Source organism: Nesterenkonia aethiopica (assembly GCF_039534665.1).
GTDB lineage: Bacteria > Actinomycetota > Actinomycetes > Actinomycetales > Micrococcaceae > Nesterenkonia > Nesterenkonia aethiopica.
In genome coordinates this window covers 84,014-99,244 of sequence record NZ_BAAAVT010000006.1, presented here as the reverse complement: position 1 = coordinate 99,244, position 15,231 = coordinate 84,014, and the positions used below count along the sequence as shown (strand labels likewise).

Sequence of the window (15,231 nt, the reverse complement as noted above, 5' to 3'; positions counted from 1 at the left end):
ACGGAATCCTGCACCTGAAACCTCCTGATGCCGCACGATCCTACCGTGGCTGTGACCAGGATCACCACTATCGAGAGGTCCTCCGATGCCCTCACCCCACCACCGCGCCACCCAGTCCGTGCTGCAGATCCGCGAGCGCCTGACCCGTCTCAGCCATGACATCCACGGCCTGGCCGAGACCTCCTTCGAGGAGCACCGCAGCGCCGCCCGGCTGCGCGACGAGCTCGCCGACGCCGGATTCGCCATCACCGCACCGGTGGCGGACCTGCCCACCGCCTTCACCGCCCGGTACGGCACCGGCGACTTCGTCGTCGGGATCTGCGCCGAGTATGACGCGCTGCCCGAGATCGGCCACGCCTGCGGGCACAACATCATCGCCACCGCCGCCGTCGGCGCCGCCATCGGACTGGCCGCCGTCGCGGACGACCTCGGTCTCACCGTGGAGGTCGTCGGCACCCCCGCGGAGGAGCACGGCGGCGGCAAGGTCCTCATGCTGGAGCGGGGCTGCTTCGACCACCACACCGTGGCCCTGATGGTCCATCCCGGCACCGTCGACGCCGATCCGGTGGAGACCGCCTCCCAGGGGGTCGCGCGCTTCGCCGTCACCTTCACCGGGCGTGCCGCCCACGCGGCGGCGGCCCCCACCGACGGCGTCAACGCCGCCGACGCTGCCGTCGTCGCCCAGGTGGCAGTGGGGCTGCTGCGCCAGCAGGTCCCCGCCTCCTCCCGGATCGGCCTGTTCGTCCGCGACGGCGGCCAGGCCACCAACATCATCCCGGAGCGCACCGTGGTGGACGTCGAGGTCCGCGACTTCGACCTCGAGGCGCTGCACAGCCTGCGTCGGCGTGTGGAGGACTGCTTCTCGGCCGGCGCTCTGGCCACCGGCTGCCAGATGCAGGTGGAGGAGACCGAGCCCCTCTATGCCCCGCTGCGCCAGGACCCCCGGCTGGCTGGACCCTACCGTGACGCGGTGCGGGCACTGGGGCGCCGCCTCGCGGACACCGGCGGACTGACCGGTGGCTCCACGGATATGGGCAACGTCTCCCAGCATGTGCCCGCCATCCACCCGATGATCGATGTCGACGGCAGCGGCGCACCGCCCCACACTCGTGGCTTCGCCGACGACGCCGTCTCCCCCGGAGGCGACGCCGCGGCCGTCGACGGCGCCATCGCCATGGCCCAGACCATCATCGAGGCGGCCTCCGACGCGGACCTGCGGGCCGAGCTGATCGCCGAGCAGACGACCCGGGCCCCGTTCACCGAGGGGGTGCCGGCATGAGGTCGCGCGCTCCCCGCTCCGTGACGCCCCCGGAGAAGCACGCGGAGAAGGCCCCTGAGAAGACCTCGGTGCGCTCCCGTGCGCGCCTGTGGATCCCGCTGCTGCTGGTCGGTGCGCTGCTGACCGTGCTGGCGGAGCTGATCGGCGCCCAGGAGGTCGGCGTGGGCATCGGCACGCTCACCCTGCTGCCACTGATCTGGGGGCTGCTGCTGGGTGCCACGGTCAGCCTGCAGAAGGTGCGGCCCTTTCCGGAGGGCGCTCAGAGGATCGCCTCGGTGGCCATGCAGATCGGCGTGCTGCTGCTGACCACCCGCCTGGCCTTCATGGTCGGAGAGAACCTCGATGTGCTCGTCCAGGTGGGGCCCGCGCTGGTCCTGCAGGAGATCGGCAACCTGGCCACGATCCTCATCGCCATGCCCCTGGCAGTCCTCCTGGGCATGCGCCGCGCCTCGGTGGGTGCCACGTTCTCCATCGGCCGTGAAGGCTCCTTCGCCATGGTGGGCGAGCGCTACGGGACCGAGTCCCGCGAGATCCGCGGCGTGCTGGCCATCTATATCTTCGGCACCGTCTTCGGCGCCCTCTGGATCGGCCTGCTGGCCTCCATGCTGGCCGGCACCGGGTGGTTCAATCCGCTCGCCCTGGCTATGGGCTCCGGCGTGGGATCAGGGTCCATGATGGCCGCCGCCTCCAACGCCGTGGTCGCCCAGTTCCCCGGCATGGAGGGCGAGATCCTCGCGCTCGCAGCGATGAGCAACCTGCTCAGCTCCGCGTTGGGCCTCTACATCGGCGTCTATGTGGCCCTTCCCCTGGCCGACCGGCTCTACCGGCTCCTGACCCGCCGCCGTCGTGCTGACGAGGGCGAGCAGGCCGAGGAGTTTCTCAGCGGCGTCGAGGTGTCTGCGCAGAAGGTGGAGGCGCCGGTTCAGCGGGTCCACCCTGCCGCCCTGCTGGCCCTGTCCACCGTGCTGACGATCGCCGCCCTCTGGGCCCACGACGGCGCGGTCACCCTCTCGGCGCTGCCGGGGATAGGCCTGATCGTGGTCTTCGTGGTGCTGGGCCTGCTGGCCCGCCGCTTCCTGCGCATCTCCGCGATCGTGACGGCGATGACCCTCGCCATGGCTGCCTCCACGCCGTGGTCCCCCGTGGCGGACACGGTGCTGGCGCTGGTGGAGCCGGTGGCCTTCCTCCCGATGACCACCTCGGTGCTGGTGCTGGCCGGGCTGGGCCTGGGGCGCGACGCACGGATCCTGCGCTCCGTGGGCTGGAAGATCGTGCCTGTGGGGCTGGCGGTGTTCACCGCGACCTTCCTGGCCTCGGTGCTCATCGCTCAGGGGGTGCTGGGGGTCGGCTGAGTCGGACGGCCCGACCGGCGGGAGCGGAGCGGGCGACAGGTGGTGGCCAGATGGTGAGATGACGTGCGCGGGCGCGTCGCCGACGCCGCCGATGGGCCATGATGGGTCCCGTGCGTCCCTCCTCCCGTCTGTGGCTTCCGCTGCTGGTCCTGACCTCGATGCTGGGCCAGTTCTCGGTCAACATGATCCGCCCGGCCACCACGTACAAGGTGGACGCCCTCGGCGGTGACGCCGCCGTCGTCGGACTGGTGGCGGCCTCCTACGCCATCGTCCCCTTGGTGATCGCGATGCCTGTGGGGCGGCTCATCCAGCGCATGGGCACCGTGGCCGGCCTGATCGGCGGGGGCCTGTGCGTGATGGCCGCCGGAGCCGCGGCGATCGCCTTCTCCTCGGCGGTGTGGGGTGTGGTCCTCGGAAGCGCCGCGCTGGGCCTGGGGCAGCTGGTCTTCGCCATCGGCGGGCAGAGCGGGGTGACCCGCGCGGCCGATCCGGCGAAGCGCGATGCGGCCTTCGGCTGGTTCACCGCCGCCGTCTCCGCCGGTCAGATGCTGGGGCCGCCCGTGGCCGGATGGATCATCAGTGCGCCCGAAGACGTGGGGACCGGCATCGACCTGTCGATCCTCGCCGGAGGTGCGGCGGCCCTGCCAGGAGCCCTGCTGCTGTTCCTCGCGCTGTGGCGGATGCGCCGCCACGCACACGGCGCCCCGGCGACGGGCGTGGCCGCCTCAGCCCGCGACGGCGAGCCGAAGGCCTCCACGCGGGCGATCCTGCGCACCCCGAGGGTGGGCTCGCATATCGCCGCTTCCGCCGGACTGCTCGCGCTGACCGACGTGCTGGTGGCGTTCCTTCCCCTGCTGGGCCAGCAGGCCGGGCTGAGCCCGTCGGAGGTGGGGCTGCTCCTGGCCCTGCGCGGGCTGGGCTCCCTGGCCTCGCGGGTCCTGCTGGGCGGACTGGTGCGCCGGATCTCTCGGGAGGTGCTGCTGGTACTGTCCCTGCTGCTCTCCGCCATCAGCTTCGCCGCCATGCCCTTCACCACCGGGACCGTCGCCATGGCCGGCGCCCTGATGGCGGTGGGCGGATTCTTCCTGGGGCTCGGTCAGCCGCTGACGATGACGATGGTCACCGCCGCCGTTCCCGAAGGTTGGAGCGACCCGGCCCTCGCCCTGCGACTGATCGGCAACCGGCTGGGCCAGGTCGCCATGCCGGCCGCCGCCGGAGCTCTGGCCGGGCCGGTGGGCCCGGCGGCCGCCGTCTGGCTCGGGGCCGCTGTGCTGCTGGTCTCCGGAGCTGATCAGCTGCGGCATCTGCGACGGCACAGCTGAACGGCTGGACCTCTGGGCGAGGCCGGTTCAGCGCCCGAGATCGTAGGGGTCGTGATACCCCTCGGGCGTCTGTGGCGGGTCCTGGTGGCCCTGCCAACCGTGCTGCTGACCGTGCTGCTGACCGTGCTGCTGCGTCTGCTGCTGGTCCTGTCCCTGGCCTGACCTGTACCAGCCCTGCCGCTGCGCCTGGGACCAGCCGGACTGGTCCGGCTGGTCTGACCCACTGGGGTAGCCGTACCGAGCGTGCTGGCCGGGATGCCCCGACTGGCCGGAGTTCCATCCGACGTCGGGCCCCCAGCCCTGGGGTGCGCCGTGGCCGCTGCGCTCCACCGGCACACCCAGGAACTCGGCGACCCGCCCGGCCTCCTCCACGAGCGCCTGCTCACGCTGGAAGAAGCTGCCGCGCCGATTGACGCCGATCAGGATCTCCCCGCCGTCCTGCAGGCCCAGGCTCATGAAGGTGACCAGGTCGCGCCGACTGCCGTTGTTGCTGCGACTGATGCGGACCTCGGTGTGGAGCCGGACCACTCGCACCTGGTGGGCGGTGAACGTGTCGTCGCGCCGCTGGATCCCATACCAGCGGCGGAAATGTGCCTCAGACTCCCCATAGGGGCGCAGCGTGGCCGAGACCTTCTTGCTCGCACCGAAGATGCCGAATCCCACGGTCAGGAAGATCATCGGGTGGAGCAGGAACAGCCAGGCGAGATGGCCGATCTCCGCCAACGCCCCACCGGCCAGCGCCATTCCGATGACGGCGGTGCCGATGCTCGCCCCGAACACTCCGATGGCCAGGCCCAGCCAGGCGCCGAATCCCTTGGTGCTGCTGCGCAAGGTGAGTGTGCCGTGCTCCGGCCCGTGATCGATCCGCATGACACCACAATACTGGCGCTTCTGACGCCCTTCCGTCCGCACCCCGTCGAGTGGGGCCGACCACGCCGTCAGGGGCGCTCCCAATCCTCCACGCCGCCCGGCACCTCGGTGAACAGTGGATGCACCGGCCACGGTGACCCGTCTCCGTCTGGGCACGTCGCCGCCCAGTCGGCCAGCAGCTCCGGGGAGCGGCGAGCCAGTTTGGCCCGGAGGTGGTCGGCTTCGAAGGCGAGCTGCCCGGAGGTCACGGGGATCGGCGTCGTCACGCGCTCGGCGGAGCCCGCCGCTGGGCGGTCGATGCGGTCGGCGTCGAACCGGTATCCGCGCACCCCGGCCTCCTGGTGGAGACCGGTGAGGTAGGCGGCGATGGCCGCCTGCGGGTCCTCCTGAGAGCGGAAGCGTTCCAGCTGAGGATGGCGGGTGTAGCCGCGGGTCCGCCCGAGCAGCACGGCCTGGGCCAGCAGGGCCTCGCGCCAGCAGGCGATGAGACCCTGCCGGTCCAGCAGGCGGGGATGCAATGACCAGAGCCGCATGACTACGGCGCCACCCCGGCCGCGGCGGGGCTGAACCCCCGGCGGACGTTCTCGCAGCATTCTGGGCGGCAGACGTCGTACCAGGGCCCGAGATCGGTGACATGCGGTCGGTCCGCGGCCGGGACGGCGTGGATGCGTTCCTCGAGCAGGTCCACCAGGCTGGCCACGAAGGCTCCATGCACCCCCGGGGTGGGAGTGCGCACGGCACGAAGACCGGCCTGCTCGGCGGCCTCCATGGCTTCCTCGTCCAGGTCCCATAGGACCTCCATGTGGTCGCTGAGGAAGCCCAGCGGGACCACGATGACGGCCTGCACGCCCTCCCCCGGAAGCTCGGCGATCCGGTCGCAGACATCCGGCTCCAGCCACGGCTGCGAGGGCGGGCCGGAGCGCGACTGGTACACCAGCTCCCAGGCGGTGGTCTCCTCCGCGGCTCCCTCCTCGCGCAGCTGCTCCATGATCTGCCGGCCCACGGCACGGTGCTGGGCGGCGTAGGCCCCGCCGTCGCCCAGCCCCAGCTCGCGGGGTCCGGAGCGCTCCGCGTCGGCGGTGGGGATGGAGTGGGTGGCGAACAGCACCCGGACCTGCCCGCCGGTGAGACCTTCGGCGGCGAAGCCACGGACGGCCTCGGCCACGCCCTCGGCGAAGGGCTGGACGAAGCCGGGCACGTCGAAGAACTGCCGCACCTTGTCGATGCGCACGACGCCGGCCAAGCCCGTCTCCAGCACGGCACGGGCGAAGTCCTCCCGGTACTGGCGGCAGGAGGAGTAGGAGCTGTAGGCACTGGTGGCCACCGCCAACAGACGGGTGTGGCCGGCCTCGGCGGCCTGGGTCACCGTGTCCTCCAGGTACGGCGCCCAGTTGCGGTTTCCCCAGTAGACGGGCAGCTGCAGGCCGCGGGCACGCATCTCCTCCTCGATGGCCTGGCGCAGCTGGCGGTTGTGCTCGTTGATGGGGCTCACCCCGCCGAAATGCCGGTAGTGCGTGGCCACCTCCTCCAGCCGCTCATCGGGGATGCCCCGTCCGCGGGTCACGTTGCGCAGGAACGGGATGACGTCCTCCTGGCCTTCTGGGCCGCCGAATCCGGCGAGCAGGACGGCGTCGTAGTCCTGGGCGGCGGTCACATGCGGTGCCCCGTCCGCCGAGGCGTCGGTGGCGAAGGGGACCTCCCCGGGACGGATCGCGGCAGACGAGGTCTCCACCGGCTGCGGGGACTTCGCGGGCGTGTCAGACATGATGATGCTCCTTCTCTCGGATGTCTCAGACGTCTCAGGACGTGTCATGCTGATGGAGTAGATGTGGCGGTCATGTGGCCTGGATGAGCAGGATGGTCAGTGCGGCTCCGACGGCATAGTTCAGCCGGAGGAAATGCCGCCACCCCCGATGCGCCTGGGCAGCCTCGGCGTCGGCGATCGACCGGTAGGGCAGGGCCAGGGCGATGTAGGGCAGCACCAGCAGCCCGGCGAGCGCCCCGGGCCATCCCGTCCCGATGACGATCACTCCGGCGGCGGCCCAGAGCGCCAGGGCGAACCTGACCGTCCGACGGGCGCCGAAGACCGTACCGATCGAACTGATGCCCGCGGCCCGGTCCGGCCCGATGTCCTGGACCGCACCGAAGGCGTGGCTGGCCATCCCCCAGAGCAGGAAGGCCCCCAGAGCGCACACCACCACGGCGTCGATGTCCGCACCGGCCAGCGCAAGCCCGTAGGCGGCTGGCGTGACGAAGTGCAGGCTGGAGGTCAGCGAGTCGAGCACCGGGACCTCTTTGGTGCGCAGCGGCGGAGCCGAGTACGCCACCAGCGCCACCAGACTCACGCCCAGCACCATCCAGGAGCTGGGGCCGCCCAGGATCACCAGCACGACGACGAACGGCAGCACCAGTGCCGCACTGATCACCAGCAGGGGCCGATGGCGGCGGACGTCCAGCAGGGCCCCCTCCGCTCCGCCCTTGCGCGGATTGGCCAGATCTGAGGCGTGGTCGTAGACGTCGTTGATGCCGTAGAGCGCGAGGTTGTACGGGACCAGGAAGAACACCGTGCCGATGATCAGCGCGGGATCGAGGCCTCCGCCGGCGAGCAGCCACGCCGCGGCGAAGGGGTATGCCGTGTTGATCCAGCTCAGCGGGCGGGAGGCGCGCAGCAGGTCGGCTGTCATGCGGCCTCCCTCTGGGTACGGCGCGGCCCCAGCAGGGTCCAGAGCGCAGGCAGCAGGATCACGGCGGCCACCGGATAGGCGAAGTCTTCGATCGGCGCCAGCCCGAGGCGCAGTCCAGAGATGCTCTCCTCCGCATAGCTGAACAGCCCGACAGCGATCATGAGGTTGTCGAAGACCGCCGTCAGCAGCACCAGCACGAACCCGGCGAGCGCGGCCGCCGGCATGAGCCGACCCGTGCCGTCGGCCGCAGGGCGCCCCTGCCGGGACCGCACTCCGGCGGCCGCTGACGCAACCGCGACGGCGACCCCCAGGAACACCAGGCACAGCAGAAGATACGTCCACTCGGTCATGCGGGTTCCCTCCTGGTCAGCAGCTTCTGGAACCCGAGTGTGGCCACCATGGCCAGGTGACACAGGAACAGCAGGAAGACCAGCTCCTCCAGCGGCAGCTCGGGGGCCAGCATGACGCCGGTCATGAAGGGGGCGGGTCCGTGGAGGAATACGCCCAGAGCGATCCCGGCCAGATCCCAGGCCAGGAAGAACACCGTTCCGAGAGCCAGCACGGCTCCGGCCCGCAGGGGGCTCCGGACGAGGAAGAGCCTGAAGCGGGCATCCACCAGGATGATGCAGCCCCAGGAGACCAGCAGAGCGATCAGGTAGGCCATGCTCATCAGCACTTCAGGCATGGACACCCCCGGTCAGCGCCTCCGGGCGAGCCGGGCGCCCACCCCGCAGGGAGCTGCGCACGAGCTCAGCGCTGATCAGGCACATCGGCACGCCGATGCCGGGCATGGTCGTGGCGCCTCCATAGCAGAGCCCCTTCAGCCTCCGAGAGCGGACGGGCCCCCGGAGGAACGCGCTCTGCCGCAGCGTGTGCGCGGGCCCCAGCGCTCCGCCGCGCCAAGCTCCGAAGTCGCGGGCGAAGTCCGCCGGTCCGATGGAACGTCGCACCACGATGCGGGAGGCGAGGTCCTCAATTCCGGCCCAGTCCGCGATCTGCCTGATGGAGTCATCGACCATCTGCTCCACGGGAAGGTCTCCGGCGCCGTCGACGCCGCCGGCGCCCAGGTGTGTGTCTGCCCGCGTGGGCACCAGGACGAACAGGTTCTCGTGGCCGGGCGGAGCGACGTCGTCGGTGGCGCTGGGGCGGCACACGTAGAGCGAACGCGGCGGCCCTCCCGCCGGTCGTGCACCGGAGATCTCGTCGAACCCCTTCTGCCAGTCCCGGGTGAAGAACAACGAGTGATGGGCCAGCTCGGGCAGGGCGCCCCGCACACCGAGCAGGGCCAGCACCGCTCCCGGCCCCGGATCCCGGTGTCGCCAGGACCTGGCCGACCGGGTGCGGTGCTCCGGAGGCAGCAGGGCGGTCTCGGTGTGGTGCATGTCGGCCGTGGAGACCACGACGTCCGCGGGGAGGAATTCATGCCGCCCGTCGGATCGGCCGATGTGGACTCCCGTGACACGCCCCCGGGAGGCCGTGATGCGCCGCGCCCGGCAACCGGTCCGCAGCCGGGCCCCCTCGCCCTCGGCGAGACTCGCCACCGCTCGCACCACCGCGCTGAACCCGCCACGGGGGTGCAGCACCTGCTGGTTGATGTCGAGATGGCTCATCAGGTGGTAGAGGCTCGGTGCGGAGCGCGGCGAGGTTCCGAGGAACACAGCCGGGTAGCCCAGGATCTGTCGCACCCGGGGGTCATCGGTATGACGGGCGATGAACGACTCGAGCGGCTCGGTGAGCATCCGCAGCAGAGTCGGCAGCCGGCCGAGCAGCGCCGGGTCCAGGAAGTCTGAGGGACGCTGGTAGCTGGAGTAGAGCAGGCGCTCCGTGGCCAGGCGACTGGTCCGTGCGGCCGAGCTCAGGTACTCGGGCAGACGTCCAGGAGTCGTTTCCAAGGCCTGCAGCGCCTGCAGCGAGTCATCGGCCGGCAGGTCGAAGGGATTCGGGTCGTCCTCGAAGAAGACCCTGTACGCGGGGTCCAACGGGAGCAGTTCGAGTTGCTCCGCGGTGGAGGTCCCCAGCTGCGCGAAGAATCGGTCGAAGATCTCGGGCATCAGGAACCACGAGGGGCCGGTCTCGAAGCGGAAGCCCTCGTGATGCCATTGCCCGGCTCGTCCTCCGAGCTCGGCATGCGCCTCGACCAGCGTCACGTCCAGACCGTCGCGCGCCACCAGGGCTGCGGTGGCCAGACCGGCGAATCCTCCGCCGATGACGACGGCGGTGCGCGTCCGCGAACCCCGCTGGCCGCGGGCCGGGCTCACCGGAGTCCTCCCCGCACCGCGGGGAGCAGGGCCTGCAGAAGCAGCTGCATCCTGACCCGTCGGGGCACGGAGACCCGGCGCCGCTTCAGCTCAGCGACGGACGTGTGCCGCAGCCGGGCGGAGACCTCTTCGAAGAGCCGCGTGGCAAGATCGGTGGCACGACGCGCCCCTGGGGGCAGCAGGGGGATCGCGCGACGGGCCGCCCCGAGGTCGGCCTCGATGTCTGCCAGGATCTCGATCTTGCGGGCCTCGCTGAGCTCACCCGGCACGGCGCCGGGGAAGTAGGCCCTGCCGAGCTGTTCGGCGTCCTCGTGCAGATCTCGGAGGAAGTTGATCTTCTGGAAGGCGGCACCCAGCCGGGCCGCACCTGTCTCAAGCTGGGCCATCTGATCCGTGGTCGGGGCGGTGTCCTGCAGGAAGACCCGCAGGCACATCAGGCCGACCGCTTCCGCCGAGCCGTGGACATAGCGCCGGTACTGCTCCTCGCTGAGCGAGTGGACCGGCTCCAGGTCGCGGCGCATGGACCGGAAGAAGGCCTGCACCAGGGCCTTCTCGACGTCGGCGGCACGGGCCACGGAGGCGAAGGCATGCACGATGAGGTTGCTGCTGAAGCCGGTAGCCATGGCGGAGATCGTCTCGGTTTCCAGGGTGTCGAGCACCTCGCGTCTGCTGTCGGCGTCGAGCCCGGCCTCTTCGGCGGTGCCGTCGACGATCTCATCAGCCACGCGGACCAGCGAGTAGATGCTGCGGATGGCGGCACGGGTGCCGGGCGGCAACAGGCGTGTCGCAGTGCCGAAGGACGTGGAGTACTCGTCGATGACACGCGAGGCCGCGCTCTGCGCCGCCTGCGTGTACAGGGCCAGTCCGCTCAGCCCGGAGTCTGCGCTCATGGAGAGCCCTCTGGGGTGTGCGGGGACTCGCCGGCTCCCCCATAGAGCGCCATCGCAGGCACCTGCAGGACCAACCACGGGCTGAAGGCCCACGGCGCGGCGTCGACGGCGGCGCGCAGCCGATCGGTAGAGGTCCATCTCCAGTCGAGGACCTCGTCCGGATTCGGCACCGGGTCTCCGTCCAGGGCGGCTGTGACGACGGGGCAGATCTCGTGCTCCACCACACCGGAGGCGTCCACGGCACGATAGGAGAAGTCGGGCAGCACCGGCGTCACGTCCGTCACCTCGATGGTCAGCTCGTGACGGGCGTGGCGCACCACGGCCTCCTCCAGGCTCTCCCCCGGGGCGGGGTGGCCGCAGAAGGAGTTGGTCCACACTCCGGGCCAGGTACGTTTGGTCAGCGACCGTCGTGTGACCAGCACCTGACCGAGAGGATTCGTGAGATGGCAGGAGAAGCCCCTGTGCAGCGGCGTGTGCGCCGTATGCACTGCACTCTTCAGGGCCGTCCCCAGGGGTCGCCCGTCCGGAGCGACGAGCACCACGTGCTCTGCTCGATGGTCATCCATACGTCACCCCAGTCATCTAGCCTGGTTAGTATCTAACTTAGCTAATAATAACCGAGGTATCTCCATGATGCACACCGCCGACCCCGCCGACCACCCCAAGGACCCCTCCATGATCGACCCCCGCGTGATGGACCCCGCGGGGGAGATCGTGCCCCACGCGCACGTCGACGAGGAGGAGATGGATCAGATCGTCGCGGTGCTGGACGCGATGCGCCGCTGGCGCACCGTGGAACGCAGGATGAGCGAAGCCTCGCGGAAGTACATGAAGCTCGGGGAGACCGACATGCGGGCCCTGCGCTACCTCATCGCCGCCCAACGGCACGACCGGCTCGCCACGCCGAGCGACCTCGCCCGCCACCTGGGCGTCTCCACGGCGTCGGTGACGAAGATGCTGGACCGCCTGGCCGCCCACGATCACATCCGCCGCCTGCCCCACCCGGAGGATCGGCGCAGCACCGCCATCGAGGTCACCGAGCAGACGCAGCGCGTCGCCCGCGAATCTGTCGGACGCAGCCATGCCGGGCGGTTCCACGCTGCGGCGGCGCTCTCCCCTGACGAGCGAGAGGTCGTGATCAGGTTTCTCGACGCTCTGTGCGCGACCGAGCCTCCGCCTCAGCAGTGAGCCGCGCCGCCATGGTCCGGAAGATCACCGCATGGAAGGGTGTCAGCGCCAGCCAGTAGAGGCGTCCGGCCAGTCCGGAGGGGAAGAAGATCGCGCGCTGCGTGTATCGGGATCCGCCGTCGCCGTCTGCGTCGACGGCGAACTCCAGCCACGCCTGGCCGGGGACCTTCATCTCCGCACGCAGGCGCAGCAGACTCCCCGGATCCAGCCGCTCCACCCGCCACCAGTCGACCACGTCGCCGAGCTGCAGAGTCTCCCTGCTGCGACGCCCTCGACCCAGTCCCACGCCCCCGATGAGCTTGTCGGCAATGCCGCGCAGGCGCCACGCCTTCGACAACGAGAAGTACCCCTTCTCGCCGCCTATCCCCTGCACCACGGCGAAGACCTTCTGTGGTGAGGCTGTGGTGCGGACCGCCCGTTCATCACGCAGCACGGTGCGACCTGACCACTCCGGGTCCGACGGCAGCGGCTCGGACGGCGCCTCCAACGGATGTGCGGCCGCCCACGTGGTCTCCACCCGGTCGGCGGTCATCTTCTCCAGCGCGAGGTCCACGGCGACCCGATACCGGGTGAGCCCGGCCTCCGGGGGTGGGATGAGCTCGTCGATCCCCCGCTCCTGGACCACGCAGTCGTGCTGGAGCGACTGCACCAATGGGATCGCCAGGGACCGTGGGATGGGTGTAACGAGGTTGACCCACTGCGCCGCCAACCAGGGGGTCAGCACCGGCAGCGGCAGCACGGTGGGCTCACGCAGCCCGGCGGCGCGAGCGTAGGTCTTCATCAGCTCGGCGTAGGTGTGCACATCGGGACCACCGATGTCACACCGTCGGCTGGCCGTCAGCTCGACGTCTGCGGCACAGGTCAGATAGTGCAGCGCGTCACGCACCGCGATGGGCTGGATCCGGTTCATCACCCAGCGAGGCGAAGGCATCACGGGCAGCACGTCGGTCAGGTGCCGGATCATCTCGAAGCTGGCCGAGCCGGAACCGATGACGAGCCCCGCCTGCAGCGTGAGGGTCGGGACTCCGCTGGCTTCCAGGATCTCGCCGACCTCGACCCGAGACCGCAGGTGGGGACTGAGCTCACCGTCCGGGTGCAGGCCCGAGAGGTAGACCACCAGCCGGACGCGCGCCAGCGCTGCGGCCTCCCCCACGGATTCGGCGCACCGCTTGTCCGTGGCGGCGAAGTCCTTTCCGCCGGTCATGGAGTGGACCAAGAAGTAGACCACCTCAGCATCGGCACACAGCCTCCGGGCCGCCTCCGCCTCGGAGAGATCGCCCTGGACGACCTCCACCTCGTCACGCCAGGGCACGTCCCTCAAGGATTCCGCTCGACGGGTGAGCACCCGCACCGTATGACCGGCCGCGAGCAGCTGGGGCACAAGTCGACCACCGATGTATCCGGTCGCTCCTGTGACAGCGATCAGTGCCATGAACATCCTCCTCCGGTCTCTGAGCAGGTGATGGCTCACGGTAGCACTTGCCTCAGCCGCAGCTCGCCGGCCCAGCCGTTGCCGGCTCGACGTCGACGGCCTATCGTCATCACGTGACGACTCCTGCACCCAGCCTCGCACCGCGCTTCCGTGACGCCACGCGGGAGGACCTGCCCCGCATCGTCGAGCTGATCCGGGACGACGCCGTCGCCGCCGAGCGCACGGGCACGTACTCTCCGGCGCATGAGCGGGGCTTCGACGCCGTCGTCGCCAGTGAGAACGATGAGCTGATCGTCGCGGAGCTCGACGGCGAGGTCATCGGCGTCATGCAGCTGACGTTCATCCCGGGCATCGCCCGCCAGGGTGTGACCCGGCTGCATGTCGAGGCGGTCCGAGTGGATCGGCGCCTCCGCGGCCAGGGCATCGGGGAGAAGATGATGCGCCACGCTGAGGATCGCGGCCTCGCCCGGGGCTGCGGACTGGCCCAGCTGACCTCCGACGTCGTGCGGCAGGACGCGCACCGCTTCTATGAGCGCCTGGGATACGCCCCCTCCCACGTGGGGTTCAAGAAGCACCTCTCCCCGGTCGAGCTCCATGAGGTCACGGTGGACGACCCGCTGGCTCGGCAGGCCCAGCAGGCCTATGTGACTGAGCTGCACGAGCGGTTCGGCTTCGCCCCCGGCCCTCTGGACGTCCCGGAGCCGGGTTCGCGATATCTGGTGGCGGTGTGCGAGGACCGGCCGGTGGCCTACGGCGGCATCCGTCCCGCCGTCGGCCGTGCCGGGGCGATCATCGACGGCGCCGCGGAGATCAAGCGCCTCTGGGTCGATCCACAGCGGCGCGGCGCCGGCCTCGCCTCCCGGCTGGTCCGGCGGCTCGAGGAGCTGGCCCGAGCCGCCGGGCACCGCAGGGTGCTGCTGGACACTCACAGCGCGCTCAGCGAGGCGATCGCCTTCTACGAGCACGCCGGATACCGGCGGGTCGACCCCTACAACGACAGCGCCTCCGCCGAGCTGTACTTCGCCAAGGACCTCAGCTGAGCCCCGCCGGCGTCTCCCGCCGAGAGTGTCTGCCCCAGAACCCCGTGAGCTCGGCGGCCAGCTGTTCCGGCTGCTCCTCCGGGATGAAGTGCCCACAGTCCTCCATCCGCCGAGACTCGAGCAGCCCTTCACCCTGGGGGCCTGTGCCGATGTAGGGGCGCCACAGCTCATCGACAGCCACCTGGGAGGCCAGCCCCTGGGCACCCCACAGCGCCAGGGTCGGCACGGTGACGCGGCGGCCTGCTCGAAGATCCTCCTCGTCGAGAGCGATGTCCTCCCAGGTCGCCCGATAGTCGTCGAACCCGGCACGCATGGCACCGGGCCGACGGAACGCCTGCACGTACTCAGGGATCCGGGGCTCGACCCGATCCCGCCGGAGCGTCCACCGCTGGAAGAAGTACCGCAGGTACTCCTCCTCCCGGCCGGAGGTCAGCAGCTCGGGAAGGTCGTCCTGCATGTGGAACAGCCAGTGGAAGTAGCCGGCGGCTGTGCGCGTGGTCCCGCTGAACATGGCATGAGTGGGCGCGACGTCCAGGACGGTCAGAGTGTGCAGCCTCTCGGGATGGTCCACCGCGAACCGATGGCCCACCCGCGCGCCACGGTCGTGCCCCACCAGATGCACCCGCTCCAGGCCGAGGTGGTCGAGCAGTTCGACGACGTCGGCGGCCATGCGCCGTTTGGTGTATCCCTCGGTGGGCTTGTCGGTGAGGCCATAGCCACGTAGGTCCGGTGCGATGAGGCGCCTGCCGTCGGCCACCAGTGGGGCCAACTCGTCCCAGCAGGCAGAGGTCTGCGGCCAGCCGTGGAGGAGGAGCACTGCCGGCTCGTCGGACTGCTGACCATGCTCCTGCCAGTGCATGCGCAGTGACGGGAGGTCCGTGAGATGCGTCATGACCTCACACTAACCCGTTCAGAC

16 protein-coding genes are annotated in these 15,231 nt (G+C 70.4%); 5 read left to right on the top strand and 11 right to left on the bottom strand.

The window, feature by feature from the left end; genetic code table 11:
- The first annotated feature begins 85 nt into the window (after positions 1 to 85).
- From ABD658_RS05750 to ABD658_RS05740, 3 genes are all read left to right on the top strand, one after another.
- Positions 86 to 1,279: an amidohydrolase gene (locus ABD658_RS05750; RefSeq protein WP_344682093.1), complete on the top strand. Its 1,194-nt coding sequence runs from the start codon at positions 86 to 88 to the stop codon at positions 1,277 to 1,279.
- The gene (locus tag ABD658_RS05745) at positions 1,276 to 2,631 is read left to right on the top strand and encodes a DUF3100 domain-containing protein (RefSeq protein ID WP_344682095.1); all 1,356 of its coding nucleotides are present in this window, start codon (positions 1,276 to 1,278) and stop codon (positions 2,629 to 2,631) included. The genes ABD658_RS05750 and ABD658_RS05745 overlap by 4 nt, the downstream gene beginning before the upstream one ends.
- 110 nt (positions 2,632 to 2,741) lie before the next feature.
- Positions 2,742 to 3,953 carry an MFS transporter gene (locus ABD658_RS05740; RefSeq protein WP_344682097.1) on the top strand — a complete coding sequence of 404 codons (1,212 nt, stop codon included), beginning with the start codon at positions 2,742 to 2,744 and terminating at the stop codon, positions 3,951 to 3,953.
- A gap of 27 nt (positions 3,954 to 3,980) precedes the next feature.
- On the opposite strand, the gene ABD658_RS05735 is transcribed toward ABD658_RS05740, so the two are convergent.
- The 9 genes from ABD658_RS05735 to idi all read right to left on the bottom strand — a co-directional run bounded on the left by ABD658_RS05735 (position 3,981) and on the right by idi (position 11,221).
- Complete coding sequence (locus ABD658_RS05735) at positions 3,981 to 4,823, bottom strand: hypothetical protein (protein WP_344682099.1); 843 nt, start codon at positions 4,821 to 4,823, stop codon at positions 3,981 to 3,983.
- 68 nt (positions 4,824 to 4,891) lie between these two features.
- Positions 4,892 to 5,356 (bottom strand): pyrimidine dimer DNA glycosylase/endonuclease V, encoded by a 465-nt coding sequence (locus ABD658_RS05730; RefSeq protein ID WP_344682101.1) that lies wholly within the window; start codon positions 5,354 to 5,356, stop codon positions 4,892 to 4,894.
- Positions 5,357 to 5,358: 2 nt separating this feature from the next.
- The gene (locus tag ABD658_RS05725; protein ID WP_344682103.1) at positions 5,359 to 6,588 is read right to left on the bottom strand and encodes a ferrochelatase; all 1,230 of its coding nucleotides are present in this window, start codon (positions 6,586 to 6,588) and stop codon (positions 5,359 to 5,361) included.
- Between the two features lie 70 nt (positions 6,589 to 6,658).
- The gene (locus ABD658_RS05720; protein WP_344682105.1) at positions 6,659 to 7,507 is read right to left on the bottom strand and encodes a prenyltransferase; all 849 of its coding nucleotides are present in this window, start codon (positions 7,505 to 7,507) and stop codon (positions 6,659 to 6,661) included.
- Positions 7,504 to 7,857 (bottom strand): lycopene cyclase domain-containing protein, encoded by a 354-nt coding sequence (locus ABD658_RS05715; protein WP_311024639.1) that lies wholly within the window; start codon positions 7,855 to 7,857, stop codon positions 7,504 to 7,506. Before ABD658_RS05715 ends, ABD658_RS05720 begins: the two co-directional genes overlap by 4 nt.
- Positions 7,854 to 8,192, bottom strand: a complete 339-nt coding sequence (locus tag ABD658_RS05710; RefSeq protein WP_344682108.1) for a lycopene cyclase domain-containing protein — start codon at positions 8,190 to 8,192, stop codon at positions 7,854 to 7,856. The genes ABD658_RS05715 and ABD658_RS05710 overlap by 4 nt, the downstream gene beginning before the upstream one ends.
- Positions 8,185 to 9,765 (bottom strand): phytoene desaturase family protein, encoded by a 1,581-nt coding sequence (crtI, locus tag ABD658_RS05705; protein WP_344682110.1) that lies wholly within the window; start codon positions 9,763 to 9,765, stop codon positions 8,185 to 8,187. Before crtI ends, ABD658_RS05710 begins: the two co-directional genes overlap by 8 nt.
- Positions 9,762 to 10,655, bottom strand: coding sequence for a phytoene/squalene synthase family protein (locus ABD658_RS05700; RefSeq protein ID WP_344682112.1), 894 nt, complete (start codon positions 10,653 to 10,655; stop codon positions 9,762 to 9,764). Before ABD658_RS05700 ends, crtI begins: the two co-directional genes overlap by 4 nt.
- A complete protein-coding gene (gene idi, locus ABD658_RS05695) occupies positions 10,652 to 11,221 on the bottom strand; it encodes an isopentenyl-diphosphate Delta-isomerase (protein WP_344682114.1) in 570 nt (189 codons plus the stop codon). Before idi ends, ABD658_RS05700 begins: the two co-directional genes overlap by 4 nt.
- A 64-nt stretch (positions 11,222 to 11,285) precedes the next feature.
- Between idi and ABD658_RS05690 the strand changes: the two genes are divergently transcribed.
- Positions 11,286 to 11,843 carry a MarR family winged helix-turn-helix transcriptional regulator gene (locus ABD658_RS05690; protein ID WP_344682116.1) on the top strand — a complete coding sequence of 186 codons (558 nt, stop codon included), beginning with the start codon at positions 11,286 to 11,288 and terminating at the stop codon, positions 11,841 to 11,843.
- Here ABD658_RS05690 and ABD658_RS05685 read toward each other — a convergent pair.
- On the bottom strand, positions 11,794 to 13,275 hold the full coding sequence (locus ABD658_RS05685; RefSeq protein ID WP_344682118.1) for an SDR family oxidoreductase: 1,482 nt from the start codon (positions 13,273 to 13,275) through the stop codon (positions 11,794 to 11,796). The genes ABD658_RS05690 and ABD658_RS05685 overlap by 50 nt on opposite strands.
- Positions 13,276 to 13,388: 113 nt before the next feature.
- Between ABD658_RS05685 and ABD658_RS05680 the strand changes: the two genes are divergently transcribed.
- Positions 13,389 to 14,315, top strand: coding sequence for a GNAT family N-acetyltransferase (locus tag ABD658_RS05680; protein WP_344682120.1), 927 nt, complete (start codon positions 13,389 to 13,391; stop codon positions 14,313 to 14,315).
- Here the strand turns inward: ABD658_RS05680 and ABD658_RS05675 are convergent.
- The gene (locus tag ABD658_RS05675; RefSeq protein WP_344682122.1) at positions 14,308 to 15,207 is read right to left on the bottom strand and encodes an alpha/beta fold hydrolase; all 900 of its coding nucleotides are present in this window, start codon (positions 15,205 to 15,207) and stop codon (positions 14,308 to 14,310) included. The genes ABD658_RS05680 and ABD658_RS05675 overlap by 8 nt on opposite strands.
- Positions 15,208 to 15,231 lie beyond the last annotated feature (24 nt).

Excerpts from the sequence above, each read along its gene's own strand:
- ABD658_RS05730 (WP_344682101.1), bottom strand. The coding sequence starts at position 5,356 with ATGCGGCTCTGGTCATTGCATCCCCGCCTGCTGGACCGGCAGGGTCTC.
- ABD658_RS05675 (WP_344682122.1), bottom strand. The coding sequence starts at position 15,207 with ATGACGCATCTCACGGACCTCCCGTCACTGCGCATGCACTGGCAGGAG.
- ABD658_RS05690 (WP_344682116.1), top strand. The coding sequence starts at position 11,286 with ATGATGCACACCGCCGACCCCGCCGACCACCCCAAGGACCCCTCCATG.
- ABD658_RS05710 (WP_344682108.1), bottom strand. The coding sequence starts at position 8,192 with ATGCCTGAAGTGCTGATGAGCATGGCCTACCTGATCGCTCTGCTGGTC.
- ABD658_RS05725 (WP_344682103.1), bottom strand. The coding sequence starts at position 6,588 with ATGTCTGACACGCCCGCGAAGTCCCCGCAGCCGGTGGAGACCTCGTCT.
- ABD658_RS05720 (WP_344682105.1), bottom strand. The coding sequence starts at position 7,507 with ATGACAGCCGACCTGCTGCGCGCCTCCCGCCCGCTGAGCTGGATCAAC.
- idi (WP_344682114.1), bottom strand. The coding sequence starts at position 11,221 with ATGGATGACCATCGAGCAGAGCACGTGGTGCTCGTCGCTCCGGACGGG.
- ABD658_RS05700 (WP_344682112.1), bottom strand. The coding sequence starts at position 10,655 with ATGAGCGCAGACTCCGGGCTGAGCGGACTGGCCCTGTACACGCAGGCG.
- ABD658_RS05750 (WP_344682093.1), top strand. The coding sequence starts at position 86 with ATGCCCTCACCCCACCACCGCGCCACCCAGTCCGTGCTGCAGATCCGC.
- ABD658_RS05715 (WP_311024639.1), bottom strand. The coding sequence starts at position 7,857 with ATGACCGAGTGGACGTATCTTCTGCTGTGCCTGGTGTTCCTGGGGGTC.
- ABD658_RS05685 (WP_344682118.1), bottom strand. The coding sequence starts at position 13,275 with ATGGCACTGATCGCTGTCACAGGAGCGACCGGATACATCGGTGGTCGA.
- ABD658_RS05745 (WP_344682095.1), top strand. The coding sequence starts at position 1,276 with ATGAGGTCGCGCGCTCCCCGCTCCGTGACGCCCCCGGAGAAGCACGCG.
- ABD658_RS05735 (WP_344682099.1), bottom strand. The coding sequence starts at position 4,823 with ATGCGGATCGATCACGGGCCGGAGCACGGCACACTCACCTTGCGCAGC.